The 25,214-nt window shown below is 65.4% G+C and carries 23 protein-coding genes and 1 pseudogene; 8 read left to right on the top strand and 16 right to left on the bottom strand.

What is annotated here, in order from left to right; genetic code table 11:
• Positions 1-122: 122 nt before the first annotated feature.
• Positions 123-572, top strand: a complete 450-nt coding sequence (locus tag TO66_RS03360; protein ID WP_044460996.1) for a DMT family transporter — start codon at positions 123-125, stop codon at positions 570-572.
• A 3-nt stretch (positions 573-575) separates the two neighbouring features.
• Here TO66_RS03360 and TO66_RS03365 read toward each other — a convergent pair whose 3' ends face one another.
• Together TO66_RS03365 and TO66_RS03370 are read right to left on the bottom strand one after the other, a co-directional pair.
• Positions 576-1,430 carry a MaoC/PaaZ C-terminal domain-containing protein gene (locus tag TO66_RS03365; RefSeq protein ID WP_044460997.1) on the bottom strand — a complete coding sequence of 285 codons (855 nt, stop codon included), beginning with the start codon at positions 1,428-1,430 and terminating at the stop codon, positions 576-578.
• 2 nt (positions 1,431-1,432) lie between these two features.
• Positions 1,433-2,785: a 3-oxoacyl-ACP reductase gene (locus tag TO66_RS03370; RefSeq protein ID WP_044460998.1), complete on the bottom strand. Its 1,353-nt coding sequence runs from the start codon at positions 2,783-2,785 to the stop codon at positions 1,433-1,435.
• A gap of 232 nt (positions 2,786-3,017) precedes the next feature.
• On the opposite strand from TO66_RS03370, the gene TO66_RS03375 reads away from it, so the two are divergent.
• Positions 3,018-4,295 carry an acetyl-CoA C-acetyltransferase gene (locus TO66_RS03375; protein ID WP_044460999.1) on the top strand — a complete coding sequence of 426 codons (1,278 nt, stop codon included), beginning with the start codon at positions 3,018-3,020 and terminating at the stop codon, positions 4,293-4,295.
• 78 nt (positions 4,296-4,373) lie between these two features.
• On the opposite strand, the gene TO66_RS34220 is transcribed toward TO66_RS03375, so the two are convergent.
• The gene (locus TO66_RS34220; protein WP_409077181.1) at positions 4,374-5,141 is read right to left on the bottom strand and encodes a methyl-accepting chemotaxis protein; all 768 of its coding nucleotides are present in this window, start codon (positions 5,139-5,141) and stop codon (positions 4,374-4,376) included.
• Positions 5,142-5,231: 90 nt separating this feature from the next.
• A pseudogene (locus tag TO66_RS34225) lies at positions 5,232-6,320 on the bottom strand (cache domain-containing protein); the annotation flags it as partial.
• Between the two features lie 468 nt (positions 6,321-6,788).
• Between TO66_RS34225 and TO66_RS03385 the strand changes: the two are divergent.
• Positions 6,789-7,685: a PA4780 family RIO1-like protein kinase gene (locus TO66_RS03385; RefSeq protein WP_044461001.1), complete on the top strand. Its 897-nt coding sequence runs from the start codon at positions 6,789-6,791 to the stop codon at positions 7,683-7,685.
• Positions 7,686-7,736: 51 nt separating this feature from the next.
• Here TO66_RS03385 and cueR read toward each other — a convergent pair whose 3' ends face one another.
• The 3 genes from cueR to TO66_RS03400 all read right to left on the bottom strand — a co-directional run bounded on the left by cueR (position 7,737) and on the right by TO66_RS03400 (position 11,068).
• Positions 7,737-8,138 (bottom strand): Cu(I)-responsive transcriptional regulator, encoded by a 402-nt coding sequence (gene cueR / locus TO66_RS03390; RefSeq protein WP_044461002.1) that lies wholly within the window; start codon positions 8,136-8,138, stop codon positions 7,737-7,739.
• Entirely contained in the window at positions 8,135-10,531 is a 2,397-nt protein-coding gene (locus tag TO66_RS03395) for a heavy metal translocating P-type ATPase (protein ID WP_044461003.1), read from the bottom strand. The genes cueR and TO66_RS03395 overlap by 4 nt, the downstream gene beginning before the upstream one ends.
• 153 nt (positions 10,532-10,684) lie before the next feature.
• Complete coding sequence (locus TO66_RS03400) at positions 10,685-11,068, bottom strand: hypothetical protein (RefSeq protein ID WP_044461004.1); 384 nt, start codon at positions 11,066-11,068, stop codon at positions 10,685-10,687.
• Positions 11,069-11,214: 146 nt separating this feature from the next.
• On the opposite strand from TO66_RS03400, the gene TO66_RS03405 reads away from it, so the two are divergent.
• Together TO66_RS03405 and TO66_RS03410 are read left to right on the top strand one after the other, a co-directional pair.
• Positions 11,215-11,412, top strand: a complete 198-nt coding sequence (locus TO66_RS03405; RefSeq protein ID WP_044461005.1) for a heavy-metal-associated domain-containing protein — start codon at positions 11,215-11,217, stop codon at positions 11,410-11,412.
• A gap of 107 nt (positions 11,413-11,519) precedes the next feature.
• Positions 11,520-12,716, top strand: a complete 1,197-nt coding sequence (locus tag TO66_RS03410; RefSeq protein ID WP_044461006.1) for a multidrug effflux MFS transporter — start codon at positions 11,520-11,522, stop codon at positions 12,714-12,716.
• Here the strand turns inward: TO66_RS03410 and TO66_RS03415 are convergent, their stop codons facing one another.
• The 3 genes from TO66_RS03415 to TO66_RS03425 form a co-directional block, all read right to left on the bottom strand.
• Positions 12,717-12,896 carry a hypothetical protein gene (locus TO66_RS03415; RefSeq protein ID WP_044461007.1) on the bottom strand — a complete coding sequence of 60 codons (180 nt, stop codon included), beginning with the start codon at positions 12,894-12,896 and terminating at the stop codon, positions 12,717-12,719. It lies immediately after the preceding gene.
• 144 nt (positions 12,897-13,040) lie between these two features.
• A complete protein-coding gene (locus tag TO66_RS03420) occupies positions 13,041-14,054 on the bottom strand; it encodes a zinc-binding alcohol dehydrogenase family protein (protein ID WP_044461008.1) in 1,014 nt (337 codons plus the stop codon).
• A 31-nt stretch (positions 14,055-14,085) separates the two neighbouring features.
• Complete coding sequence (locus TO66_RS03425; RefSeq protein ID WP_044461009.1) at positions 14,086-14,379, bottom strand: putative quinol monooxygenase; 294 nt, start codon at positions 14,377-14,379, stop codon at positions 14,086-14,088.
• A gap of 120 nt (positions 14,380-14,499) precedes the next feature.
• On the opposite strand from TO66_RS03425, the gene TO66_RS03430 reads away from it, so the two are divergent.
• A complete protein-coding gene (locus TO66_RS03430; RefSeq protein ID WP_044461010.1) occupies positions 14,500-15,429 on the top strand; it encodes a LysR family transcriptional regulator in 930 nt (309 codons plus the stop codon).
• A gap of 110 nt (positions 15,430-15,539) precedes the next feature.
• On the top strand, positions 15,540-16,916 hold the full coding sequence (locus TO66_RS03435; RefSeq protein ID WP_044461011.1) for an MFS transporter: 1,377 nt from the start codon (positions 15,540-15,542) through the stop codon (positions 16,914-16,916).
• Between the two features lie 53 nt (positions 16,917-16,969).
• Here TO66_RS03435 and TO66_RS03440 read toward each other — a convergent pair whose 3' ends face one another.
• The 3 genes from TO66_RS03440 to TO66_RS03450 all read right to left on the bottom strand — a co-directional run bounded on the left by TO66_RS03440 (position 16,970) and on the right by TO66_RS03450 (position 20,238).
• Complete coding sequence (locus TO66_RS03440; RefSeq protein ID WP_044461012.1) at positions 16,970-17,923, bottom strand: adenosine deaminase; 954 nt, start codon at positions 17,921-17,923, stop codon at positions 16,970-16,972.
• Positions 17,924-18,129: 206 nt separating this feature from the next.
• A complete protein-coding gene (locus TO66_RS03445; protein WP_044461013.1) occupies positions 18,130-19,095 on the bottom strand; it encodes a 2-oxoglutarate and iron-dependent oxygenase domain-containing protein in 966 nt (321 codons plus the stop codon).
• Between the two features lie 60 nt (positions 19,096-19,155).
• On the bottom strand, positions 19,156-20,238 hold the full coding sequence (locus TO66_RS03450) for a BMP family ABC transporter substrate-binding protein (RefSeq protein ID WP_044461014.1): 1,083 nt from the start codon (positions 20,236-20,238) through the stop codon (positions 19,156-19,158).
• A gap of 360 nt (positions 20,239-20,598) precedes the next feature.
• Between TO66_RS03450 and TO66_RS03455 the strand changes: the two genes are divergently transcribed.
• A complete protein-coding gene (locus TO66_RS03455) occupies positions 20,599-21,690 on the top strand; it encodes a calcium:proton antiporter (RefSeq protein WP_044461015.1) in 1,092 nt (363 codons plus the stop codon).
• Here TO66_RS03455 and TO66_RS03460 read toward each other — a convergent pair.
• From TO66_RS03460 to TO66_RS03470, 3 genes are all read right to left on the bottom strand, one after another.
• A complete protein-coding gene (locus TO66_RS03460) occupies positions 21,687-22,694 on the bottom strand; it encodes an SUMF1/EgtB/PvdO family nonheme iron enzyme (RefSeq protein ID WP_044461016.1) in 1,008 nt (335 codons plus the stop codon). The two genes, TO66_RS03455 and TO66_RS03460, sit on opposite strands and share 4 nt — an antisense overlap.
• A 114-nt stretch (positions 22,695-22,808) precedes the next feature.
• The gene (locus TO66_RS03465) at positions 22,809-24,167 is read right to left on the bottom strand and encodes an 8-oxoguanine deaminase (RefSeq protein WP_044461017.1); all 1,359 of its coding nucleotides are present in this window, start codon (positions 24,165-24,167) and stop codon (positions 22,809-22,811) included.
• A 213-nt stretch (positions 24,168-24,380) separates the two neighbouring features.
• Entirely contained in the window at positions 24,381-25,064 is a 684-nt protein-coding gene (locus TO66_RS03470; RefSeq protein ID WP_044461018.1) for an SDR family oxidoreductase, read from the bottom strand.
• Between the last annotated feature and the right edge of the window lie 150 nt (positions 25,065-25,214).

Consider the following 25,214-nt stretch of genomic DNA (forward strand, 5'->3'; position numbering starts at 1 on the left):
GGGAAGGTGTCGTGGCGCTTTAACGAAAGTTATATATATACAATTAATGGCCTTTCGAGTGCGTCGCGAATCTGGCGTCAACTTGTCTTATAATTCGCTACCTATTTTTTCTGGAGAACTTTATGCCTGCCCCTGTGTGGTGGTTGCTTTGTCTGCCGGTGGTTGCCGGTGCGTTCCTGCCGTTGCAGGCCGGTATCAACGGTCAATTGGCCAGGCAGGTGTCGAGCGTGCTGGCGGCGGCGCTGATCTCGTTTTTCGTCGGTACGCTGGCCTTGCTGATCCTGACGCTGGCCCAGCGCGAAGTGCCTGGCGTGAATGCCTTGAAAGGCCTGACCTGGTGGCATTGGAGCGGCGGCCTGCTCGGGGCGTTTTTCATCGCCACCGCGGCGTTCGCCGGCCCGCGGATCGGCGCCATGCTGTTCATGGCGCTGGTGCTCGCGGGGCAGCTGGGCATGGCCATGACGCTGGACCATTTCGGCTGGGCGGGGTTTCGCGAGGCGCCCATCAGCCTTGGCAAGGTGGGCGGGTTGCTGTTGATCCTGGCCGGGGTGTTCCTGATTCGTCGCGGCTGAGGCTCAGGCCAGCGGGCGCCAGTGTCCGATCATATGCTCCAGGCCGCCGGCGCCGGTCAGGCGCAGGTCGCCGCTGGGGCCTGCGGGGCTGGCCAGCAGACACACCTCGCTGGGCAGGCGCACCGGCTTTCTGAAGTCCACGGCGATCTCGATATTGGCCGCGGGTAACTCCTCGCCCAACGCCGCCAGGGTGCGAGCCTTGTTCCACAGGCCATGGGCGATGGCCTGGGGGAAGCCAAACAGGCGGGCGGTCATGGCACTCAGGTGAATCGGGTTGTAGTCGCCGGACACCCGGGCGTAGCGCCGGCCGATGTCGGCGGGTGCTTGCCAGCGCGCCAGCTCGCTGAGGCCGCTCTCGTTCGGGGAGGGCTCGGCGGGGGCTTCGCCCGGCAATTTCACGCCCCGACAGAGCATCTGGCTCTGTGCCTCCCACAGGGGCCCGAGCGCGTCGTCGACGTTGGTCAACAGGTCGAACACCGCACCTTTGGCATGGGGCCGCAGGTTGTCCACGCGCACCCCGATACTCAGGTCGCCCACGCCCCCCATGGGCCGCAGCACACGAATGCGGTTGGCCAGGTGGATCAGCCCCAGCAGCGGGAAGGGGAAGTCGCTGGCGGTGAGGAGCTGCATCTGCAGGGCGAACGCCAGTACATGGGGATAAGTCGGCGGCAGCAGGCCGTTTTCGGTAAACCCGCAGACCTGGCGATAGGCCGCAAGCTTCGCCGGTTGCACGCTTACCGGATACCGCAGGCCATCCGCGGGCAGTTCGGTGCCGGTGATCTTGCGGCGGGTGGCGGCTTTCCAGTACAGCTCGGGCAGGTTCGGCGGGGTGTTCAGGTCATGCCAGCGCTGGCTCATGGTCAGGCTCCCAATACGCTTTGCCCGCAAATGCGCAGGGCTTGTCCGGTCACTGCGCCGCTACCCGGCTGGCCGAGCCAGGCCACGGTTTCGGCGACATCCTGGGGCAGGCCGCCCTGGCCCAGCGAACTCATGCGCCGTCCGGCTTCGCGCAGGGCGAAGGGAATATGCGCGGTCATCTGGGTTTCGATGAAGCCCGGCGCCACGGCATTGATGCTGATGCCGCGCGGCTGCAACAGCGGCGCCCAGGCCTGGGCGAGGCCGATCAGCCCGGCCTTGCTCGCCGCATAGTTGGTCTGCCCGCGATTGCCGGCGATACCGCTGATCGAGGCCAGCAGGATCACCCGGCCGTTGTCGTGCAGCGTGCCGCTGTCCAGTAGCGCCCGGGTCAGCACCTGCGGGGCTTCGAGGTTGACCGCCAGCACCGCGTCCCAGAATTCCGGGGTCATGTTGGCCAGGGTCTTGTCGCGGGTGATCCCGGCGTTGTGCACCACGATATCGATGCCGTCCGGCAACTGTTCCACCAGCCGGGCCGCGGCGTCTTCGGCGCAGATGTCCAGGGTGATGGCGTGGCCGCCGAGGCGCGCGGCCAGGGCCTGGAGATCGGTCTGGGCGGCGGCGACGTCCAGCAGCACCACCTGGGCTCCGTCGCGGGCCAGGGTCTCGGCGATCGCCGCGCCAATGCCGCGCGCCGCGCCGGTGACCAGTGCCCGCGCGCCGGCCAGGGGCCGGGTCCAGTCCTGGACCTGCGCGCTGCAAGGGTTCAGGCGGATCGCCTGGCCCGACACATAGGCGCTCTTGGGCGACAGGAAGAACCGCAGCGCGCCTTCCAGCTGGCTCTCGGCACCCTCGCCGACGTACAGCAATTGCAAGGTGGCGCCGTTGCGCAGCTCCTTGGCCAGCGAACGGCTGAAGCCCTCGAGCGCGCGCTGGGCGCTGGCGGCGAACGGATCGTCGAGGGTTTCGGGCGCCCGGCCGAGAATTACCAGGTGGGCGCTGGGTTCGAGGTTTTTCATCAACGGCTGGAAAAACTCACGCAATTGCTTGAGCTGGTCGACCTGCAGGATCTCGCTGGCATCGAACACCACGGCCTTGAGCCGGGGGCTGTGACCGGGAATCCAGGCGGTGGCCAGGCTCGGGTCGGTGCCGTAGCTGTAGATGCTTTCGGTCAGCCGCGGGGCGATGGCGCTGACCTGTTGCGTCAGCGGGCCGCCGCCGATCAGCAGGGCCCCCTCGACCGGGCGCATGCGGCCGGCCTGCCAGCGCTCCAGGCGTACCGGCGACGGCAGGCCAAGGGCCCCGACCAGGCGGTGGCCGATGGACGAGTTGGCGAAGTCGATGTAGCGATCTGACATGGAACACTCTCCAGCAACTGGGGTTCAAAGGGTGGACCACGAAGGGCCTTCGGTCGTTCGATCCGCACGCTACACGCTCGGTTCTGTACCTGAGCTGCCAGCGCGTCGCCCAGGCTGCGCGGCGGGCGGCAAAGGCGCTACGCAGAAACAGGCCCGCCTGATCGCTGCTCGGCGACTTCTCGTACAGAACCTACGCTTGTCGGTGGTGCACTCACAGAATAGGGAGCTTTCCATGACTCAGCTGCGTCGTGTTGCGATTATCGGCGGCAACCGCATCCCCTTCGCCCGTTCCAATGGGCCTTACGCCACCGCGAGCAACCAGGCGATGCTCACCGCGGCCCTGGAGGGCCTGATCGAGCGCTACCGCCTGCACGGCCTGCGCCTGGGCGAAGTGGCGGCCGGTGCGGTGCTCAAGCATTCCCGGGATTTCAACCTGACTCGCGAATGCGTGCTCGGCTCGCGCCTGTCGCCCACCACCCCGGCCTACGATGTCCAGCAAGCCTGCGGCACCGGCCTGGAAGCGGCGCTGCTGGTGGCCAACAAGATTGCCCTGGGGCAGATCGAATGCGGCATCGCCGGTGGGGTCGACACCACGTCGGACGCGCCGATCGGCGTCAACGAGGGGCTGCGCAAGATCCTGCTGCAAGCCAATCGCGGCAAGACCCTGGGCGACAAGCTCAAGACCTTCCTGCAACTGCGTCCCGGGCACCTCAAGCCGGAACTGCCGCGCAACGGCGAGCCCCGCACCGGATTGTCGATGGGCCAGCACTGCGAGCTGATGGCGCAGACCTGGAACATTCCCCGTGCCGAACAGGACCGGCTGGCGCTGGAAAGCCACCAGAAAATGGCCGCCGCCTATGCCGAGGGCTGGCATGACGACCTGATGACCCCGTTCCTCGGCCTGAGCCGCGACAACAACCTGCGTGCGGACCTGACCCTGGAAAAACTGGCCTCCTTGAAGCCGGTGTTCGAGCGCAGCGACAAGGGCACCCTGACCGCGGGCAACTCCACGCCGCTGACCGATGGCGCGTCCCTGGTGTTGCTGGGCAGCGAAGAGTGGGCCAAGGCGCGCGGCCTGCCGGTCCTTGCCTATCTGCGCGACGGCGAGGCGGCGGCGGTGGATTTCGTCAACGGTGCGGAGGGCCTGCTGATGGCGCCGGCCTATGCGGTGCCGCGCTTGCTGGCGCGCAACGGCCTGACGCTGCAGGACTTCGACTACTACGAAATCCACGAAGCCTTTGCCGCGCAGGTGTTGTGCACGCTCAAGGCCTGGGAGGACGCCGACTATTGCAAGACCCGCCTGGGGCTGGACGCCCCCTTGGGCGCCATCGACCGCAGCCGGCTGAATGTCAAAGGCAGTTCGCTGGCCGCCGGGCATCCGTTCGCCGCCACCGGCGGGCGCATCGTTGCCAATCTGGCGAAGCTGCTGGAGGTGGCGGGGCAGGGGCGTGGGCTGATCTCGATCTGCGCCGCCGGCGGGCAGGGCGTGACGGCGATTGTCGAGCGTTGAGACGACCTCAATCGCGAGCAAGCTCGCTCCTACAGGAGCAGGTGATCCGTGTAGGAGCGGGCTTGCCCGCGATCGAGCTCAGGTCCTGAAGCGCCGCACCAGGGCGTCCAGCTCGTTGGACAGGCCCGCCAGGCTTTGCGAATCCAGGCGCGCCGAGTTGGCCAGCTCCGCCACCAGTTGCGCGTCGCCATGGATCTGGCTGATGTGCCGGTTGATGTCCTCGGCCACCTGATGCTGTTCTTCGGCGGCGGTGGCGATCTGGGTGTTCATGTCGCGGATCACGTCCACCGACTCACGGATCTGCCCGAAGCTTTCGCGGGCCAGGCCGATGCGGCTCACCGATTCCTGGGAGACTTCCAGGCTGGCATGCATCTGCTGGGTCACGGCGCTGGTACGTTTGGCCAGGTTGCCCAGCAGGCTGTCGATCTCGGCCGTGGAGTCGGCGGTGCGTTTGGCCAGCGCGCGGACCTCGTCGGCGACCACGGCGAACCCGCGGCCCTGCTCGCCGGCACGGGCGGCCTCGATGGCGGCGTTGAGGGCCAGCAGGTTGGTCTGTTCGGCAATCGAGCGGATGGTGCCGAGAATCGACTGGATGTCGTTGCTGTCGCGCTCCAACTGCTGCATCGACTGCGCCGACTGTTCGATTTCCTGGCTCAACTGATCGACGCTGTGTACCGCGGCATCGATCTGTTGTTGGCCTTCGCGGGCCTGGCGCTGGCCGCTGTCGGCCGACTCGGCGGCCTGGCTGCAGGAGCGCGCGACCTCGTTGGCGGTGGCGACCATTTCATGGAAGGCGGTGGAGACCATGTCCACCGCTTCGCGCTGGCGCCCGGCGGCTTCGGCCATGTCGCTGGAGACCTGGGTCGAACTGTGGGAGGTGGCGAGAATGCTGTGCGCTGCCTGGCCGATGCTCTGGATCAGGTTGCGGATGGCGGCCAGGAACTGGTTGAACCAGTTGGCCAGTTGCGCGGTTTCGTCGCGTCCGCGGATGTCCAGGTTGCGGGTCAGGTCGCCTTCGCCCTGGGCGATGTCCTCCAGGCCGCTGGCCACGCTGCGGATCGGCCGCACGATCAGGCTGGCGAAACTGGCGCCGACCACGGCGAAGACCAGCGCCAGGACCCCGGCGATGATCGCCACCAGCCAGGTCAGCTGGGTCGCCGAACTCATCACTTCGCTCTGCTTGATCAGGCCGATGAAGGTCCAGCCCAGTTGCTCCGACGGCCAGACGTTGGCCATGTAGCGCTCGCCGTCGAGCTCGACTTCCACCAGCCCCTTGCCGGCCTTGGCCAGTTGCGCGTAACCCTCGCCCAGGCTGCCCAGGGCCTTGAAGTTGTGCGCCGGCTGTTTCGGGTCCACCAGTACCGTGCCGCTGTTTTCCAGGAGCATCAGGTAGCCGGACTCGCCGAGCTTGATCTGCTTGACGATTTCGGTGAGCTGCTTGAGGGTCACGTCGATACTGACCACGCCGCCGGGGTTGCCCAGTTTGTTGGCGATGGTGCGCACGGTGCTGACGTAGGTCGCGTCGTCGGTGGCCCAGTAGTAGGCCGCGGTGCGGATCGGCTTGCCCGGGTTGGCCATGGCGGTCTTGTACCAGGGGCGCTGGCGCGGGTCGTAGTTGTTCAGCTTGGGATCGTCGGGCCAGGACACATAACCGCCGGCGTTGGTGCCGACGATGGCATAGGCGTAGGCCGGATGGCTGCTGCCCAGGCGTTCGAGCAGGGCGAACACCTGCTTGTCCATCTCGCCCTGGGGGATTTGCTCGGCGTTGGCGCTGCTGTAGTTCTTCAGGCTGTCGTCGGTGTTGACGATCAGCGGCTGGCTGGCCAGGTAGTCGACGTTCTGGCTGATGCCGTCGAAGAAGATCTGCATGGCATTGCTGACCTGGCGGATCTCGCGGCCGCTGCTGTCGACGAAATCATCCTTGGCGTCGCTGCGCAGGTTGAGAACCACCAGGGTGGCGACCAGTACCACCGGCAAGCAGGCGATGATTGCAAACGCCCAGGTCAGTTTCTGTTTGATGTTCATCCGCGCTCCAGATTTTTTCTTGTAGGCCCACGATGTGCGAATGACTCGCGGATTGGCGGCAGCCTTGAAACGTCAAGCGGCATGGCGTTCTGCTGGCCGATGCCGGGTAAACCCCTGTGGTGCTGATTTGTGTCAGGTTGTCGAACAAGCTCCTTTGGTTCTGATAACTTCGGCTGCCAAAAGGGAAAATTGAGGGCCGGCAAAAAGAAAAAGCCGCGGGGTAAAACCCCAGGCCCCGAACGACTGTCCCAACCTGTGCGGCCCTGCTCGACGGCCGCTCTGGTGTGCATTCGCGCTGATTGCGGATGGTCGGGCGGGACGACATGCCGCAATGGCCTGGCACATTGAGTGCATCCATCCGGTTGCAGGTCGGTAACCCCTCCCCGCCATGCGAGGATTGCCGTATAACGACTGACATTCGCGTGTTGGGTAACGTGTTGGGTAACAAAGGACCCCTTATAAAAGCTGATGAAGACTCCAAAACGCATTGAACCCCTGATCGAGGACGGTCTGGTCGACGAGGTGCTGCGCCCACTCATGAGTGGCAAAGAAGCAGCTGTGTATGTAGTGCGCTGCGGTAAGGAATTACGTTGCGCCAAGGTTTACAAGGAGGCGAACAAACGAAGTTTTCGTCAGGCGGCCGAGTATCAGGAGGGCCGCAAGGTACGTAACAGCCGGCAGGCGCGTGCGATGGCCAAGGGGTCCAAGTTCGGGCGCAAGGAGGCCGAGGACGCCTGGCAGAACGCCGAGGTCGCGGCCCTGTTCCGCCTGGCCAATGCTGGCGTGCGGGTGCCCAAGCCGTTCGACTTCCTCGAAGGCGTGCTGTTGATGGAGCTGGTGGCGGACGAGTACGGCGACGCCGCGCCACGCCTGAACGACGTGGTGCTGGAGCCGGAACAGGCCCGGGAATATCACGGCTTCCTGATTTCCCAGATCGTGCTGATGCTGTGTACCGGCCTGGTGCACGGTGACCTGTCCGAGTTCAACGTGCTGCTCGGTCCCGACGGTCCGGTGATCATCGACCTGCCCCAGGCGGTGGATGCGGCGGGCAACAACCACGCCTTCAGCATGCTGGAGCGGGATGTGGGCAACATGGCGTCCTACTTCGGGCGTTTTGCCCCGGAGCTCAAGCACACCCGCTACGCCAAGGAGATGTGGGCGCTGTACGAAGCCGGCACCCTGCATCCGGGCAGCGTGCTGACCGGCGAGTTCGCCGACCCCGAAGAGCTGGCGGACGTCGGTGGCGTGTTGCGCGAAATCGAGGCGGCGCGCCGCGACGAAGAGCGACGCCAGGCCATGCGGATGGCGGACGATGCGCCGCCCTCCAAGTCCGAGGAACCACCGCCGCCACCCTGGATGCAGTGATTCACGCACACAAAAAATCCGGCGACCGCCGGATTTTTTGTGCCTGCCTTATCAGGCGCAGCAACCGCCGGAGGCCAGGTCCTTGAGGATCGGGCAATCCGGGCGGTGGTCGCCGTGGCAATGCTGCACCAGGTCCTGCAGGGTGTCGCGCAGCCCGGCCAGCTCGGCGATCTTGCGGTCGAGCTCGTCGATGTGCTGGCGGGCCAGGGCCTTGACGTCGGCACTGGCGCGTTGGCGGTCCTGCCATAGGGTCAGCAGCTTGCCCACTTCTTCCAGGGAGAACCCCAGGTCCCGCGAGCGCTTGATAAAGGCCAGGCTGTGCAGGTCGTCGTCGCCGTACAGGCGGTAGCCGCTGTCGCTGCGATGGGCCGGTCTGAGCAAGCCGATGGATTCGTAGTAACGGATCATCTTGGCGCTCAGGCCGCTCTTGCGGGCTGCTTGGCCGATGTTCATCGTGCGTCCTCCAGGTCTTCGGGTTTCCAGGTTTTCAACAGTAGCGCGTTGCTCACCACACTGACGCTGGACAGCGCCATCGCGGCCCCGGCCAATACCGGGTTGAGCAGGCCGAACGCCGCGAGCGGGATGCCGACCAGGTTGTAGACGAAGGCCCAGAACAGGTTCTGGCGGATCTTCGCGTAGGTCTTGCGGCTGATCTCCAGGGCGGCCGGCACCAGGCGCGGATCGCCGCGCATCAGGGTGATCCCGGCGGCGTGCATCGCCACGTCGGTGCCACCGCCCATGGCAATGCCGATATCGGCGGCGGCCAGGGCCGGGGCGTCGTTGATGCCGTCGCCGACCATCGCCACCACGCCGTGCTTCTTCAGTTCGGCGACGGTGGCGGCCTTGTCGCCGGGCAGCACTTCGGCGTGCACGTCGGCAATGCCCAGGGCTTCGGCGACCACCTTGGCGCTACCGCGATTGTCGCCGGTCAGCAGGTGGCTGCCGATATGGCGCTCGGCCAGTTGCCGCACCGCTTGCAAGGCGCCCGGCTTGAGCGTGTCGCCAAAGGCGAACAGACCCAGCACCCGCGATTGGGGGTGTTGTTCGATCAGCCAGGACAGGGTGCGGCCTTCGATTTCCCAGGCCCGGGCCAATTCGGCCAGGTCGCCGGCCAGCAAGCCGCTTTCTTCCAGCAGGCGGCGGTTGCCCAGGGCCAATTGGCGTCCGTCCAGGGTGCCGGCGATGCCGCGGCCGGTCAGGGACTGGCTGGCGCTGACATCGGCCACCGCCAGTTGGCGTTCGTGGCACAGGTCGAGCACCGCTTTGGCCAGCGGGTGTTCGCTGCCGCGTTGCAGGGCGCCGGCCAGTTGCAGCAGGTGGTTTTCGTCGCCATCGACGGCCTGCAGGTGGGCAATGCGCGGGGTGCCGGAGGTCAGGGTGCCGGTCTTGTCGAAGACCACGGTGCCGACTTCATGGGCCCGCTCCAGGGCCTCGGCGTCCTTGATCAGGATCCCGTGGCGGGCGGCCACGCCCGTGCCGGCCATGATCGCGGTCGGCGTGGCCAGCCCCAGCGCGCAAGGACAGGCGATGACCAGCACCGCGACAGCGTTGATCAGCGCGGTCTCCAGCGGTGCGCCGTACAGCCACCAGCCGACCAGTGTCGCCAGCGCCAGCAGCAGGACCGCGGGCACGAACACTTGGCTGACTCGGTCCACCAGCTTCTGGATCGGTGCCTTGCCGGCCTGGGCGTCTTCCACCAGGCGGATGATCCGCGCCAGCACGGTTTCCGCGCCGAGGGCCTGGGTCCGCACCAGGAGGCGGCCCTCGCCATTGATGGCGCCGCCGGTGACCTTGTCGCCGGGCCGTTTCGGCACCGGCAGGCTTTCGCCGCTGATCAGGGCTTCGTCGGCGTGGCTCTGGCCTTCGACCACTTCACCGTCCACCGGGAAGCGCTCGCCGGGCTTGACCAGCACCAGGTCGTTCAGGCGCAGGGTATTGATCGCCACATCGCGTTCGCGGCCATCGACGACCAGGATCGCCCGTTCCGGGCGCAAGGCCTCGAGGGCGCGAATGGCGCTGGCGGTCTGGCGCTTGGCGCGGCTTTCCAGGTATTTGCCCAGCAGCACCAGGGCGATCACCACCGCCGAGGCTTCGAAGTACAGGTGCGGCATGCTGCCTGCGGGGGCGATGGCCCACTGGTACAGGCTCAAGCCATAGCCGGCGCTGGTGCCCAGGGCCACCAGCAGGTCCATGTTGCCGGCACCGGCGCGCACGGCTTTCCAGGCGGCCACATAAAAGCGCGCACCGAAGATGAATTGCACCGGCGTGGCCAGCACGAATTGCGCCCAGGCCGGCAGCATCCAGTGCAGGCCGAAGGGTTGCACCAGCATCGGCAGCACCAGCGGCAGGGCCAGCAGGATCGCCAGGATCATCGACCAGCGCTCGCGCTGCAGGCGCTGCTCCTGGTCGTGGCTTTCGGGTTGCTCGGCCTGGCGCAGGGTGGCGGAGTAGCCGGCCTTGTCGACGGCGGCGATCAGGCTGGCGCTGTCGACCTGCCCCAGCAGATCGAGGTGCGCCCGTTCGTTGGCCAGGTTGACGCTGACCCGGCTGACTCCCGGCACCTTGCTCAGCGCCCGCTCCACACGCCCGGCGCAGGAGGCGCAGGTCATGCCGCCGATGTTCAATTCCAGGCTGTGGGCCGGCACGCTGTAGCCGGCATCCTGTACGGCGGCCACCAGCGCCGGCAGGCTGTCGCCGGGGGCCTGGACGCGCGCCTGTTCGGTGGCGAGGTTGACGCTCACGCCCGCCGCGCCGGCGACCTTGCTCAAGGCGCGCTCCACGCGCCCGGCGCAGCTGGCGCAGGTCATGCCGGCGATCGGCAGGTCGAAGGTGGTTGTTCCAGACATCACGGGCCTCCCTGTAAACGGTTGCCTACAGGATCAACCTTGCCACGTTGGCAAGGTCAAGCGCCATGGCGCAGGGGGCTTAAATCTGTCTCGGGGGAGCCTGGGAGTCGCCCGCGCGGGTGCCGGCAAGAGCGCCGGCAGGGGCGCGAGGCTTTAGTATTCCAGGGCCGCGGGCTTGAGGTAGAGGCCGGAGGGGGTCATGGCGATACGGAACTTCAGCACATCGCCGGCCTTGAGGCTGATGTCCTGCGAACCTGGCGCCAGCATGCCCGGGTTGCAGCCCGGCATCTGCCCCGGCAGCAGTTTCAGGCGCAGCGAGACCTTGCCCGGCGGCAGGTTGAAGGATGTGGCTTGTTCCTGGAACAACCGGCCCGCCAACTGATCCTGGATATACAGGCCGATTTCGCAGGACGTGGCGACTTCCAGTCGTTCCCGGGAAATGATCAGGACGCCGTAGTCCTCGCCGGCGGCATTGACCGAAGGGGTGGCCGCGATCAGGCCGAGGAGGCTGAACAGGCTGATAACCGACCAGCGCATGGCTGAATCTCCTAGTGTCGTGTCATTGGGGGTGAAGCTTGGCCGAGAGCGCGGACGATTGCCAGCCCGGCAGATGCATCGGGAACTTGACCTTGCCATGGTGATAAGGTCGAGACTGCCTCCAACCTCATTACAGGAGAAGCGTCATGCAAGTGTTCAATGTCGAAGGTATGTCTTGCGGTCACTGCGTCCGGGCCATTACTCAGGCGGTGCAGAGCAAGGATCCGGCGGCCAGTGTCCAGGTCAATCTCGGGGCGAAGGAAGTGGGGGTGGAAAGCCGGTTGTCCGCCGACGAGGTGATCGGCCTGATCAGCGAGGAAGGCTACCAGGTCAAGCTGGCCTGAAGGGCGTCGACCGGTCTTTTTAATAGTTAGCGACCTATCGGAATGTTCAAGGCCTCCAGGCGCGGATAAACTGTCGGGCTGCCGCCCGACCTGCACCTGGATGCCTGATGAACCTTCGCACAATCCTGATCCTCGGCGCCCTGAGCGCCTTTGGCCCGTTGGCCATCGACTTCTATCTGCCGGCTTTCCCGGCGATGGCGCTGGCCTTTGGCACCGATGAAAAACACGTCCAGCTGACGTTGGCGGCCTACTTCCTCGGGCTGTCGATCGGCCAGTTGGCCTATGGCCCCGTGGCCGACCGTTTTGGCCGGCGTGTGCCGTTGCTGACCGGGGTCGGGCTGTTCACCCTGGCGTCCCTGGCCTGCGCCTACGCACCGAGCCTGGAGTGGTTGATCGCGGCGCGATTCGTCCAGGCGCTGGGCGGTTGCGCGGGCATGGTGATTTCCCGGGCGGTGGTCAGCGACAAGTGCGATGCGGTGGGCTCGGCCAAAGTGTTTTCCCAGTTGATGCTGGTCATGGGCCTGGCGCCGATCCTGGCACCGATGCTCGGCGGGCTGCTGGTGAATCTCCATGGCTGGCAGTCGATCTTCATCATGCTGACGCTGTTCAGTGCCCTGGCCGGCCTGGCGGTAGCGCTGGGCCTGCCGGAAAGCCTGCCGGCCCATGTGCCGCGCCAGCCGTTGTCCGGTGCGCTGCGCCAATACGGCCGGTTGCTGGCCGACCGGGTGTTCCTTGGCCATGCGCTGACCGGCGGCATCGCCATCGCCGGGATGTTCGCCTACATCGCCGGCTCGCCTTTCGTCTTCATCAAGCTCTACGGTGTGCCAGCCGAGCATTTCGGCTGGTTCTTCGGGATCAACGCCGGGGGCTTCATCCTGGTGGCGCAGCTCAATGCCCGTCTGCTGGCCAAGCGCGGGCCGGCGTTCCTCCTGGCGCGCACGGTATGGCTCTACCTGGCGGGCGGCCTGGCCCTGCTGGCGGTCAGTGCGCTGCACCCGGCCCAGCTCTGGCCGCTTTTGCTGCCGTTGTTCATCTGCATTGCCAGCCTGGGCTGCATCATTCCCAACGCTTCGGCCTGCGCCATGAATGGCCAGGGCGCGCGGGCCGGCAGTGCCTCGGCGATGCTCGGATGCCTGCAGTTCAGCGTGGCGGCTGGCGCGGCGGCGCTGGTCGGCGTGCTGCACGACGGCAGCGCCGTGCCGATGGCTACGGTCATCAGCCTGTGCGGGATCCTGGTGGTGACGCTGGCGATGGTCACCCGAAAATTGCAGAACGCCCGAGCGTTGCAAGCCGCCCAGCGGTAATCAGCTGGCGGCGCGTTGCTGGCTTTCGGGGAAGCGGTGGGGGGCGTGCAGACGCGTTTCAAGCGTATTGGCGAAGGCCCGGGCTTCGGCTTCGCTGCGGAAGGTCACCGCGTGCTGGTCGAGTTGAACCTGCCATTGGGTGCCGGTGGATTTTGCCAATTCTTTTATCAGGATCTTCATTGCTGACCTCCTCGGGTAAAAGATTGCAGTGCAAAGGCCCCCAGTGTAGACCCGAATACGGTCACAAGTATGACAAGGATCAACTGTCGGACTGACGGCGTCCCAGCGCTGCGCAGAGCCGGCGGGACGCCTTCAGGCCGGGCCTCAGAAGCCTTCCAGGACGATCTTGCCCTTGGCCTTGCCGCTTTCCAGCAGGGCATGCGCGCGCCGCAGGTTGGCCGCGTTGATCGTGCCGAAATGCTCGCCCAGGGTGGTCTTCAAGATGCCGGCGTCGATCAGCTCGGCGACGCGGTTGAGCAGCTTGTGCTGCTCTTGCATGTCCGCGGTCTCGAACAGCGAGCGGGTGTACATGAACTCCCAGTGCAGCGACAGGCTCTTGCGCTTGAGCTTGGTCACGTCGAGGCTTTTCGGGTCGTCGATCAGCCCCAGCCGGCCTTGCGGCGCGAGCGCCTCGACCAGTTGATCCAGGTGGGTATCGGTCTGGGTCAGGCTGGCCACGTGGGTGACGCTGGCCTGGCCGGCCTTCTTCAACTCCTCGCTCAATGGCCGGCTATGGTCGATCACCAGGCTGGCCCCCAGCTCGCGGACCCAGTCCTGGGTTTCGGCGCGCGAGGCGGTGCCGATGACCTTCAGGCCGGTGAGCCGGCTGGCCAGCTGGGTGAGGATCGACCCCACGCCGCCGGCCGCGCCGACGATCAGCAGGCTCTGCCCTGCATCGGCCTGGCCCTCTCTGATCTGCAGGCGCTCGAACAACAGTTCCCAGGCGGTGACCGCGGTCAGCGGCAGGGCGGCCGCTTCGGCGAACCCCAGGCTCTTGGGCATATGGCCGACGATGCGCTCGTCCACCACATGCAGCTCGCTGTTACCGCCAGCGCGGGCGATCGAGCCGGCGTAGAACACCTTGTCGCCAACCTTGAACAGGCTGGCTTCGCTGCCCACCGCCTTGACCACCCCGGCCACGTCCCAGCCCAGCACCTTGGCGGCGCCGGCTTCGGGCTGGACGTTCTGGCGGATCTTGGTATCCACCGGGTTGACCGAGATGGCTTTGACTTCCACCAGCAGGTCCCGCGGGCCGGCGACCGGCTCCGGCAGTTCGATGTCTTGCAGGGATTGCGGATCGTTGATGGGCAGCGAGGCGTAGTAGGCAATGGCTTTCATGACGGGTTTCCTGATGAGGATGAAGGTCGGGTCAAGGGATCAGCAGCAGGCGCTTGAGCTCGAAATGCTCTATCGCGTCGCGGGTCTGCCGGAGAAAATGCTGGAAGTGCGGTGTGTCGTTGTGAAACGCCAGGGCGGCTTCGTCGTCCCAGCGTTCCAGCACATAAAAGGTGCCCTGGTCTTCCGCGTCCTGGTGCAGGTTGTAGAACTGGCAGCCGGCCTCTTCCCGGCTTGGCCGCACCAGGGCCGAAAGTTCGCGCAGGAGAACGGCCTGCTGGCCGCTTTTCGCAACAAGGGTGGCAATGGCGGTAAAGGCGTGGGACATGGAGGCTTCCTTCGGGGCGAGAGAGGAGGAGCGCCGATCATTAGCCATTTCCCCGGAGGATAAAACCGGCTAAAAGAGCAGTCTCTTTCAATTTATTTTTGATAATGCCCGGTGAGCCCGATGCTGCGATTCGATGACCTGCAACTGTTCGTGCGTGCCGCCGACCTCGGCAGCCTGTCCGCCGCCGCGCGTGTCATGGACCTGTCGGCGGCGGTGGCCAGCGCCGCCCTCAAGCGTATAGAGCAACAGCTGGGGACCCGCCTGCTGGCGCGCTCGACCCGCAGCCTGCGCCTGACCGCCGAAGGCGAGGGTTTCCTCGAATACGCCCGTGCCGCCCTGGGCAACCTGGAGGAAGGGCGGCGCCTGCTGGCCAGCGGGCAGGACCAGGTCAGCGGCATTTTGCAGCTGTCCGCGCCCTCGGACCTCGGCCGCAATCTGTTGCTGCCCTGGCTCGACGAGTTCCAACAGGAGCACCCGCGGCTCACCGTGCGCCTGCTGCTGGGCGATCGCATCGCCGACCTGTTTCGCCAGCCGGTGGACATCGCCTTGCGTTATGGCGAGCCGGAAGACTCCAGCCTGGTGGCCCTGCCGGTGGTGCCGCAGAACCGCCGGGTGCTGGTGGCTGCGCCGGCCTACCTGGCCCGCCATGGCGAGCCGCGGCAACTGGAGCAACTGGCGCAGCACAATTGCCTGCTCTACATGCTGGGCAGCCGGGTGCACGACCACTGGAGCTTTCACGATGGCAAGCGCGAGGTGAGCCTGACGGTCAGCGGCGACCGGTTCAGCGACGACGCCGACGTGGTGCGCCTGTGGGCATTGGCGGGGCAGGGCATCGCCTACAAGTCCTGGCTCGACGTGGCGGCCGACGTGCTGGCCGGGCGGCTCAAGGTGCTGATGCCGGAACTGCTCTGCGAGCGCGCGCCGCTGAACCTGTTGTGCGCGCATCGAGCACAATTGAGCAAGCCGGTGCGGTTGCTGCGCGACCTGCTGCAGGTTCGCTGCGGGGAAATCTTCGCCCATTACCCGGGGGCCGCCGCGGCGCCGCCATGAGCCCGCGCCGCCAGCGTCGTTGCGGGGTGCGGGCAGGTCGTATCCAGCACTGAGCGACGGCGTCGATCTTGCACACTCGATTGCAGACCATTCAATCGGGGGGACGGGGCATGGCAAGTCAGGGATACAGTGCGGCGGAGCGTCTGGAGCGCTTGCCCATCAGCGGTTATCACCGAGTCATTTTCATCATCATCGCCCTGGCGTTTTTCTTCGACTCCATGGACTTGGCGATGATGACGTTCCTGCTCGGCTCGATCAAAGCCGAGTTCGGCCTGAGCACGGCCCAGGCCGGGCTGCTGGCCAGTTCGAGCTTCTTCGGCATGGTGGTCGGTGCGTCGCTGTCGGGCATGCTCGCCGACCGTTTCGGGCGCAAGCCGGTATTCCAGTGGAGCATCGTGCTCTGGGGCATCGCCAGCTACCTGTGCTCCACGGCGCAGACGGTGGACAGCCTGACCCTGTACCGGGTGCTGCTGGGCATCGGTATGGGCATGGAATTTCCCATTGCCCAGTCGATGCTGTCGGAGATGATCCCGGCCAAGCGCCGCGGGCGCTACATTGCCTTGATGGACGGCTTCTGGCCCCTGGGCTTCGTGGCCGCGGGAGTGCTCTCGTACTTCCTACTGCCGCTGATCGGCTGGCGCGACATCTTCCTGGTGCTGGCGATCCCCGCGGTGTTCGTGCTGGCGATCCGCTTTTTCATTCCCGAGTCGCCGCGCTGGCTGGAGCAGGCCGGGCGGCACGCCGATGCCGACCAGGTGCTGCGGCGGATCGAGGACAAGGTCCGTGTCTCGTTGCAGCGCGCGGACCTGCCGGAGCCGGTGCGGCTGCCACGGGTAGAGAGCACACCGGGGCACTTCTTCTCGGCCTTGCGCGAGATCTGGTCGCCGCTCTATCGCCAGCGCACGATGATGATCTGGAGCGTCTGGTTCTTCGCGCTGCTGGGCTTCTATGGCTTGACCTCGTGGCTCAGCGCGCTGTTGCAGCAATCGGGGTTCGCCGTGACCCAGTCGGTGTATTACACCGTGCTGATTTCCCTCGGCGGGATTCCCGGGTTCCTCATGGCCGCCTGGCTGGTGGAGCGCTGGGGGCGCAAGCCGGTGTGCGTGACCACCCTGCTGGGTGGCGGGATCATGGCGTTTTTCTATGGGCAGAGCGCGGTGTTCGGCGGCAACGTCGCGCTGCTGATCGGCTCCGGCCTGCTGATGCAGTTCTTCCTGTTCGGCATGTGGGCAGTGCTCTACACCTACACCCCCGAGTTGTACCCCACGTCGGCGCGGGCCACCGGGTCCGGATTCGCCTCGGCGGTGGGGCGCATCGGTTCGCTGCTCGGCCCTCTGGTCACCGGCGTGGTGTTCCCGATAACCGGCCAGGGTGGGGTGTTCGCGCTCGGCGCCTTGTGTTTTGCGGTCGCCGCGGCGGTGGTCTGGCTGTTCGGCATGGAGACCCGGGGCAAGACGCTGGAGGAGTTGAGCGAGGGAGGGGCCTGAGCGGCCACAGGTAATCGCGGGCAACCGGTTGGTTCGATTGCCCGCGATGGGGCTTACGGCTTGACCAGCCGTGCGTCCAGGCTGTTCTGCGCCAGGCGCTTGGCCTGGTCCTGGGTCATGCCCAGGTGGGTGTGCAGGGCATGGAAGTTCTCGGTGACGTAGCCGCCGAAATAGGCCGGGTCGTCGGAGTTCACCGTGACCTTCACCCCACGCTCGAGCATTTCCAGGATGTTGTGCTGGGACATGTGATCGAACACGCAGAGTTTGGTGTTCGACAGCGGGCAGACGGTCAGCGGGATCTGCTCGTCGATGATGCGCTGCATCAGGCGCTCGTCCTCGAAGGCCCGCACGCCATGGTCGATGCGCTGGATCTTCAGCAGGTCGAGGGCTTCCCAGATGTACTCGGGCGGGCCTTCTTCACCGGCGTGGGCGACGGTGAGGAAACCTTCGCTGCGAGCACGATCGAACACCCGCTGGAACTTGCTCGGCGGGTGGCCCATTTCCGAACTGTCCAGGCCGACCGCGACAAAGGCCTCGCGGAACGGCAGCGCCTGGTCGAGGGTTTTCTGCGCTTCGTCTTCGCTGAGGTGGCGCAGGAAGCTGAGGATCAGGCCGCTGGTGATACCCAGTTGCTGCTCGCCGTCCTTGAGCGCGCTGGCGATGCCGTTGAGCACCACTTCGAAAGGAATGCCGCGGTCGGTGTGGGTCTGCGGATCGAAGAAGGGTTCGGTGTGGACCACGTTCTGCTCTTTGCAGCGCAGCAGGTAGGCCCAGGTCAGGTCGTAGAAATCCTGGGAGGTGCGCAGCACATCTGCGCCCTGGTAGTACAGGTCAAGGAACTCTTGCAGGTTGTTGAAGGCATACGCCTTGCGCAGGGTCTCCACATCGCTCCAGGGCAGGGCGATCTTGTTGCGTTCGGCCAGGGCGAACAGCAGCTCGGGCTCCAGGGAACCTTCGAGGTGCAGGTGCAGCTCGGCCTTGGGCAAGGCATTCAGCCAGTCGTACATGGGTGTGATCTCATCAGGTGCTGCTGCGTGAACGTGTTGCGCTCCATCATCCTGCGGCGAAAAGCCCACCGCAAGCTGCGATGACAGGCGCTGGCCCCGGATTTCCCCAGGGCTGCGCGGGCGCGTCAGGTTCCCATCGCGCCCATAAGGGCGGGCATTCTACAGGCGCACGCGGACGATTCGGCAAAACCTGACCAACCGGCCGATCAGGACGCTTGCAGTTCCCGGCGATAGGCATAGGTATCGGCGAACCGCGACAAGAGGAACTCGGCGCAGGTGGTGGCCGGGTACTTCGGCGGATGCTCGGCATCCTGGCAACCGGGCAGGCATTCGATGCGGGTATCCGGATGAGGTTCGGCGAAGAACGGCATCGAGTAGCGGTCCACCCCCAGGGGGCTGATCACTCGGTGCGGTGTCGACAGGTAACGGTCGTTGCTCCAGCGCGCCATCATGTCGCCGAGGTTGACCACGAAGGTGCCCTCGATGGGCGGGGCGTCGATCCACTGGCCCTGGACGTTGCGCACCTGCAGGCCGCCGGCGCGGTCCTGGTAGAGCAGGGTGATGCAGCCGTAGTCGGTATGGGCGCCGGCGCCTTGCTGTTCGGCGCTGCTGGCGGTGTGCCGCGGTGGGTAATGGATCAGGCGCAGGACGCTGACCGGCTCCTGGAAGCGGCGGTCGAAGAAGTCGCGCTCGATGCCCAGGGCCAGGGTCATGGCCCGCAGCAGGGTCTGGGCCAGGGCCTGCATGTCCAGGTAGTGCTGCTCCATCAGGGTTTCCCAGCCGGCGATATCCGGGTGCCGGTTGCTGCCGCGCAGCGGTTTTTGCGCCAGCACCTCGGGATGGTCGGCCGGCAGGTGCAGGCCCATGTCGAAGGTTTCCTTGAGGTCGCTGGGCTTGTCCGGGTCCAGCTGCTCGGTGGCGATCGCACCGTAGCCGCGATGGTGGCGGGTCTGGGTGATATCGATCTTGAGTTTTTCGGCGGCCGGCAGGGCGAAGAAATGTCGGGCGGCGTCGAGCAACTGGCCGATGCGTGTGGCGCTGATCGGGTGGCCCTTGATATAGAAGAAGCCCCACTCGCGGCAGGCGCGGTCGATCTGCTGGGCGACGCTGTCCCAGCCGTGGGCGTCGTCGCCGTAGAGCGGGCTGATGTCGATGATTGGAAGCTGGTTCATATGGATGCTCTCAAGTTCCCCACAGTCGGGTAGCCGCTGGCGGCAGCGGCTACCGGCGGATCATTTCGGGATGTCGGCCTTCATGCCTTCCACGTAATAGTTCATCGACGCCAGCTCGGCATTGCTGGCGCTGACCCCGGCGGCGAGCTTCTCCACGCCGGCCTGATCCTTGATCGGCCCGGTGAACGGGTGGAAGGCGCCGCTCTTGATGTCGGCGATGATCTGCTCGGCCTCACGCTTGACGTCGGCCGGCACCAGGTCGCTGATCGGCAGTTCGACCGTGCCTTCCTTCAGGCCGCCCCAGTAGTCCTGGGATTTCCAGCTGTGGTCGAGCACGCCCTGGGTGGCCTGGATGTAGTGCGGGCCCCAGTTGTTGACGATGGAGGTGAGCACCGCCTTGGGCCCGAAGTGCGCCATGTCCGAGGCGTAGCCCACGGCATACACGCCACGGCGTTCGGCGGCCTGGATCGGCGCCGGGCTGTCGGTGTGCTGGAAGATCACGTCGGCGCCCTGGTCGATCAGGGCGTTGGCGGCGTCGGCTTCCTTGCCCGGGTCGAACCAGGAGTTGACCCACACCACCTTGATCTCGGTGCCGGGGTTGTACTTGTTCAGGGCCAACTGGATGGCATTGATATCGCGGATCACTTCCGGGATCGGGAACGAGGCGACGTAGCCGATCTTCTTGCTCTTGGTCATCTTCGCCGCGAGGAAACCGCCGACGTAGCGACCTTCATAGGTGCGGGCCAGGTAGGTGCCGAGGTTCTTGTCCTGCTTGTAGCCGGTGGCGTGTTCGAAGGTGGTCTTGGGGAATTGCCTGGCGACTTTCAGGGTCGGGTTCATGTAGCCGAAGGAGGTGGTGAAGATCAGGTCGTAGTTGTCCTTGGCCATGTTGCGGATCACCCGTTCGGCGTCGGCGCCTTCGGCGACGTTCTCCACATAGTTGGTCTTGATCCGCTCGCCGAACGTTTCCACCAGCGTCTTGCGGCCCTGTTCATGCTGATAGGTCCAGCCGTGGTCGCCGATCGGGCCGATATAGACGAAGCCGACCTTCAACGGCTCGGCGGCGCTGGCGCCCAGCGAGACGCTCAGGCCGATGGCCGCGGTGAGGGCGCACAGCAATTTTTGCAACGCACGTTTATGCATGAATCCGGACTCCATTTTGTTGTGGGGCGAGGCTGGGCCCTGGGGCTTGGAGGGCTCAATGCAAATAGCTGACCAACAGGACAACAAAATCTTCGGGGCCGGGGCGAAGCCTTCGCGGGCAATCGAGCGTCGACCGGCCGCTCCTACGGAATCGCGGCGATCACGGGATCCGGCATGGCGCAAATCCTGTAGGAGCGAGGCTTGCCCGCGATCAATCCCGAAGCCGCCCAAGAACTAACCCGGTGCGCCACGCCCACTCCATGCCAACCCCTGGTGCACTAAGGTGTAACGAAACGTTAGTGACTCCAGGCAGTCTTTAGCTCATCTCTACTGCTCGATTTATTCGGTCAAAGGACTGCAATGTTCACTTCACTCAAGCAAGAAAGTTTTCTGTTGCTGGCGCTGCTCGCGGCGCTGGTCGCCTACCCGCTGGAACATGCGCTGCTCGGCAGCGGGCAGGGCGTGGCCCTGGCCGCGGGGTTGGTGCTGATCGGCTTCATCGTCGCCGCCTCGATGCGTGTTGCCCATCACGCCGAACTGCTGGCGGAAAAGGTCGGCGACCCCTACGGCACCATGATCCTGACCCTCGCCGCGGTGCTGGTGGAGGTGGTGATCCTGGCGATCATGATGAGCAACGAAGCCTCGCCGACCCTGGTGCGCGACACCATCTATTCGGCGGTGATGCTCGACATCAACGGCATTCTCGGCCTGGCCGCGCTGATGGGCGGGATCAAGCATGGCGAGCAGGCCTACAACGACGATTCGGCGCGTTCCTATAGCGTGATGATCCTCACCGCCATGGGCGTGTCGATGGTGGTGCCGGAGTTCATTCCCGAGTCGAAATGGAAGCTCTATTCGGCCTTCACCATTGGCGCCATGGTGCTGTTGTACACCCTGTTCCTGCGCATGCAGGTCGGCGCCCACAGCTACTTCTTCAGCTACAGCTACCCGGAAAAACGGCGCAAGAAAGAGTCGGCGCAAGATCAGCCGGCGCCGGTCAGCCTGGCGTTCTCCATCGCCGCCCTGGTGTTCGGCGTGGTGTTGATCGGCGCCTTGGCGGAAGTGATGTCCAAGACCCTCGACCTGGGCCTGGAAGGCACGGGCGCGCCGCCGGTGATCACGGCGATCCTGGTGGCGGCGATTTCCGCGGCGCCGGAAATCCTCACGGCCTTGCGCGCGGCGTTAGCCAACCGCATGCAGTCGGTGGTCAATATCGCGCTGGGCGCGTCGCTGTCGACGGTGATTCTGACGGTGCCGGTGATGGAGGCCATGGCGCTCTATACCGGCCAGCCGTTCCAGATGGCCATGACCCCGGTGCAGACGGTCATGATCTTCATCACCCTGATCGTCAGCGCGATCAACCTCAACGACGGTGAGACCAACGCCATCGAGGGCATGACTCACTTCGTGCTGTTCGCGACCTTCATCATGTTGTCGCTGTTGGGCCTTTAAAGCGGTTGGGCGGACTGGATGGCGCAGCGAAAGCTGACGCCGGGGGCATTCCAGGCCGCCAGTGCCCCCCAGCGCCAACGGCGGACGGTGCTGGCCGAAGGCGAAAAGGTCGGGTCATTGGCAAACTCGTTGTTGGCGCCACGCTGCGCCCGAGAAATGCCTGTTGCAGGCCCTTGCGGGTTCTCCACGGGAGACTCGCGATAGTAGTGCTTGTCGTACCAGTCGTTGACCCATTCACTGGCGTTGCCGGTGAGGTTGTAGAGGCCAAGCGGATTGGGCACAAACCTGTCCACGGCGAAGGTTTGGTTGTCGTCCGGGGCCGGAAAGTTGCGGCCGTAGTCCAGATTGCCGTTGTCGGTCGCGAACATGACCGGCTGGCCGCGATTGCGCGCCGCATATTCCCATTGGGCCTCGGTCGGAAGATCGACGGGATAGCCGCTGAGCTCGGCCAGCCAGCCACAATAATCCTTGGCCTCTTGCCATTTTCGTGAAGCCGGTGCGGGCAGGTTCTCCCGGTAGAGATGCTTCATGTCTTCGCGCTTGCGCAGATCAGCGTCGAATGGCGGCTTGCCTTGCGCCAGGAAGAACAGATCGAAATCGCCCAGGGTGGTTTGCAGCGAGGACAGGTAATAGCTGCTCAATTTGACGGGGTGGACGAAGTCGTCATCGACGTCGAGGCTGATCCGCTCCATGTTTGCCGGATCCACGCCACAGGGCCATTGGCACAGGGCCTGTGGGTCGAAGCCACGGGGCCAGCCGAAATCCCCCATCTGGAATTCGCCCCCTTCAATCAGCACCATGTTGTCCATTGCACGCACGACCGTGTTGAGCACGGCATCGCGCAGGTGTGGGGAAAGCTCCGGGTATTTGTGCTGGATGGTCGACGCAATGCCAGCCACTTTTTCGGGTGACAGCGCCTTGCTGGCCGGGCCTGCGGTTCCCCGTTGCCCACAGCCTGAAATCAGCAGCACGATGCAGAGTGCCAGTCCGTACCTTTGTTTCACGTAATGTCCTTATAACGGCTCGTCGGAGGGGGAGGGAAACTAACACGTTTCCTCGAGCCGATTGCGCTCGACGCGCAGGCGAGGGATTCAATCCCTCGCCGCTGGAGCCGACGATCAGGTGCCGGCAATCAACTGGCGGGCCGCCTGGCTGTGATCGGCGATCAGGTGTTTCAGGTCCAGCCCTTCGACTTGGCCATCAATCACCCGCCACGTGCCGCCGATCATGACCCGATCCGCCCGATCCGCGCCGCACAACAGCAGCGCCGAAAGCGGATCATGGCTGCCGGAGAAGCGCAGTTCATCGAGCTTGAACAACGCCAGGTCGGCCTGCTTGCCCACGCTCAGCTCGCCAATATCGCTGCGCCCCAGCAACTGTGCCGAGCCCCGGGTGGCCCAGCCCAGCACCAACGCCGGGGTGATCTTCTCGGCGCCGTAACGCAGGCGCTGCAGGTACAGGGCTTGGCGGGTCTCGAGGATCATGTTGGAGGCGTCGTTGGAGGCCGAACCGTCCACGCCCAGGCCCAGCGGAGCCCCGGCATCGATCAGCTCCAGGGTGGGGCAGATGCCCGAGGCCAGGCGCATGTTGGAACTCGGGCAATGGCAGATGCCGGTGCCGGCAGCGCCCAGACGGGCGATTTCATCGGGGTTGAAGTGGATGCCGTGGGCCAGCCAGGTGCGCGGGCCGAGCCAGCCGACGCTGTCCAGGTAGTCCACGGTGCGCAGGCCGAAACGTTGCAGGCAGAAGTCTTCTTCGTCGAGTGTCTCGGCGAGGTGCGTGTGCAGGCGCACATCGAGCGTGTTCGCCAGCTCGGCGCTGGCCGACATGATTTCCGGGGTCACCGAGAACGGCGAGCAGGGCGCCAGGGCGATCTGGATCTGCGCGCCGTCGCCACGCTCGTGGTAACGGTGGATCAGGCGCTGACTGTCATCGAGAATCACCTGGCCTTCTTGCACCGTCTGTTGCGGCGGCAGGCCGCCGTCCTGTTCGCCAAGGCTCATCGAACCCCGGGTGAGCATGGCGCGCATGCCCAGTTCGCGCACGCTTTCGACCTGCACGTCGATGGCGTTTTCCAGGCCGTCGGGGAACAGATAGTGATGGTCCGCGGCGGTGGTGCAGCCCGACAGCAGCAACTCGGCCAGCGCCACTTTGGTCGCCAGGGCGAGTTTTTCCGGGGTCAGCCGGGCCCAGACCGGGTACAGGGTCTTTAGCCAGGGGAACAGCGGCTGGTTGACCACCGGCGCCCAGGCGCGGGTCAGGGTTTGATAGAAATGATGGTGGGTATTGATCAGCCCCGGCAGCAGCACATGCTCGCGGGCATCGAACACTTGTCCACAGGGCTGGGCGGGTTGCTGGCCGGCGCCGAGCACTTCGACGATCAGGCCGTGTTGCACGACCAGGCCGCCACGGGCGTCGAGGGCATTGCCGGTGAAGATGGCGAGGGGATTCTTTAACCAGGTACGGGTCGCAGGCATGGTGGCCGGCTCCTCTGAAAGTGGGTTCAGGTTAGCCAGCTCAGTGTTGCCCTGTCTGCTGATCCAGGGTCGCCACGGGGGCGAGGTGCGCAGTTTACGGGGAGAGCGCTGCGCGGTCTATCGCGGGCAAGCCTCGCTCCTGCACAGGGCGCTGACTGTAGGAGCGGCCGGTCGACGCTCGATTGCCCGCGATGGCGTCAGCCCAGGTATCGCTTACCAGGGAATGGTCTCGCCCTTGTAGTTGACGAAGTGGTGCCCGCCTTTGCCGGTGTAGGCATTGATCTGCTCGATCAGGCCGCGGGTGCTGGTTTCCACGTCGATGTCGGCGCCTTCGCCGCCCATGTCGGTCTTCACCCAGCCCGGGTGCAGCGATAACACAGTGAGTTTCTGCTCGAGCTGGGTCACGAAGCTGTTGGTCATGGAATTCAGCGCCGCCTTGCTGGCCTTGTACAACGCCAGCTCCGGCGCGTCGGGCATGGTCACGCTGCCCAGCACCGAACTCATGAACGCCAGCACGCCGCTGTCCTGGCGGATCTGCCCGACAAAGCGCTGGGCCAGGTTGATCGGGGCCACGGCGTTGGTGAAGAACAGCTGGCCGACTTCGGCCTGGGTCGCGTGGCCCGGCAACTGGTTGTCCGGGCCCTTGACCCCGGCATTGACGAACAGCAGGTCGAACACCTGATCCTTGAGCTTGTGGGCGAGGGCGATCACGGCTTGCTGATCGTCCATGTCCAGTTGTTCGATCTGCACCTTGCCCAGGGCTTGCAGGGCCTCGGCCTTGTGCGGGTTGCGCACGGTGGCAGTGACCTGCCAGCCGTCGTCGAGCAGGCGCTGGACCAGGCCGAGGCCCAGGCCCCGGGAAGCGCCGATGATCAGAGCGGTTTTTGCCTTGGACATGAGGAGGCTCCTTGAGAAATGAAGATCACGGATTCGATGGACAGGCTTGTCCGAGCCGCAGTGGCAGCTCCTGGCGCAAGTGGCCCGGTGCTCCCATGCGCATGCGAGGGTCTCGAAAGGGCTTGACCCTGGAGCATACTCCAGGCTTTA

This window comes from Pseudomonas sp. MRSN 12121, assembly GCF_000931465.1.
Lineage (GTDB): Bacteria > Pseudomonadota > Gammaproteobacteria > Pseudomonadales > Pseudomonadaceae > Aquipseudomonas.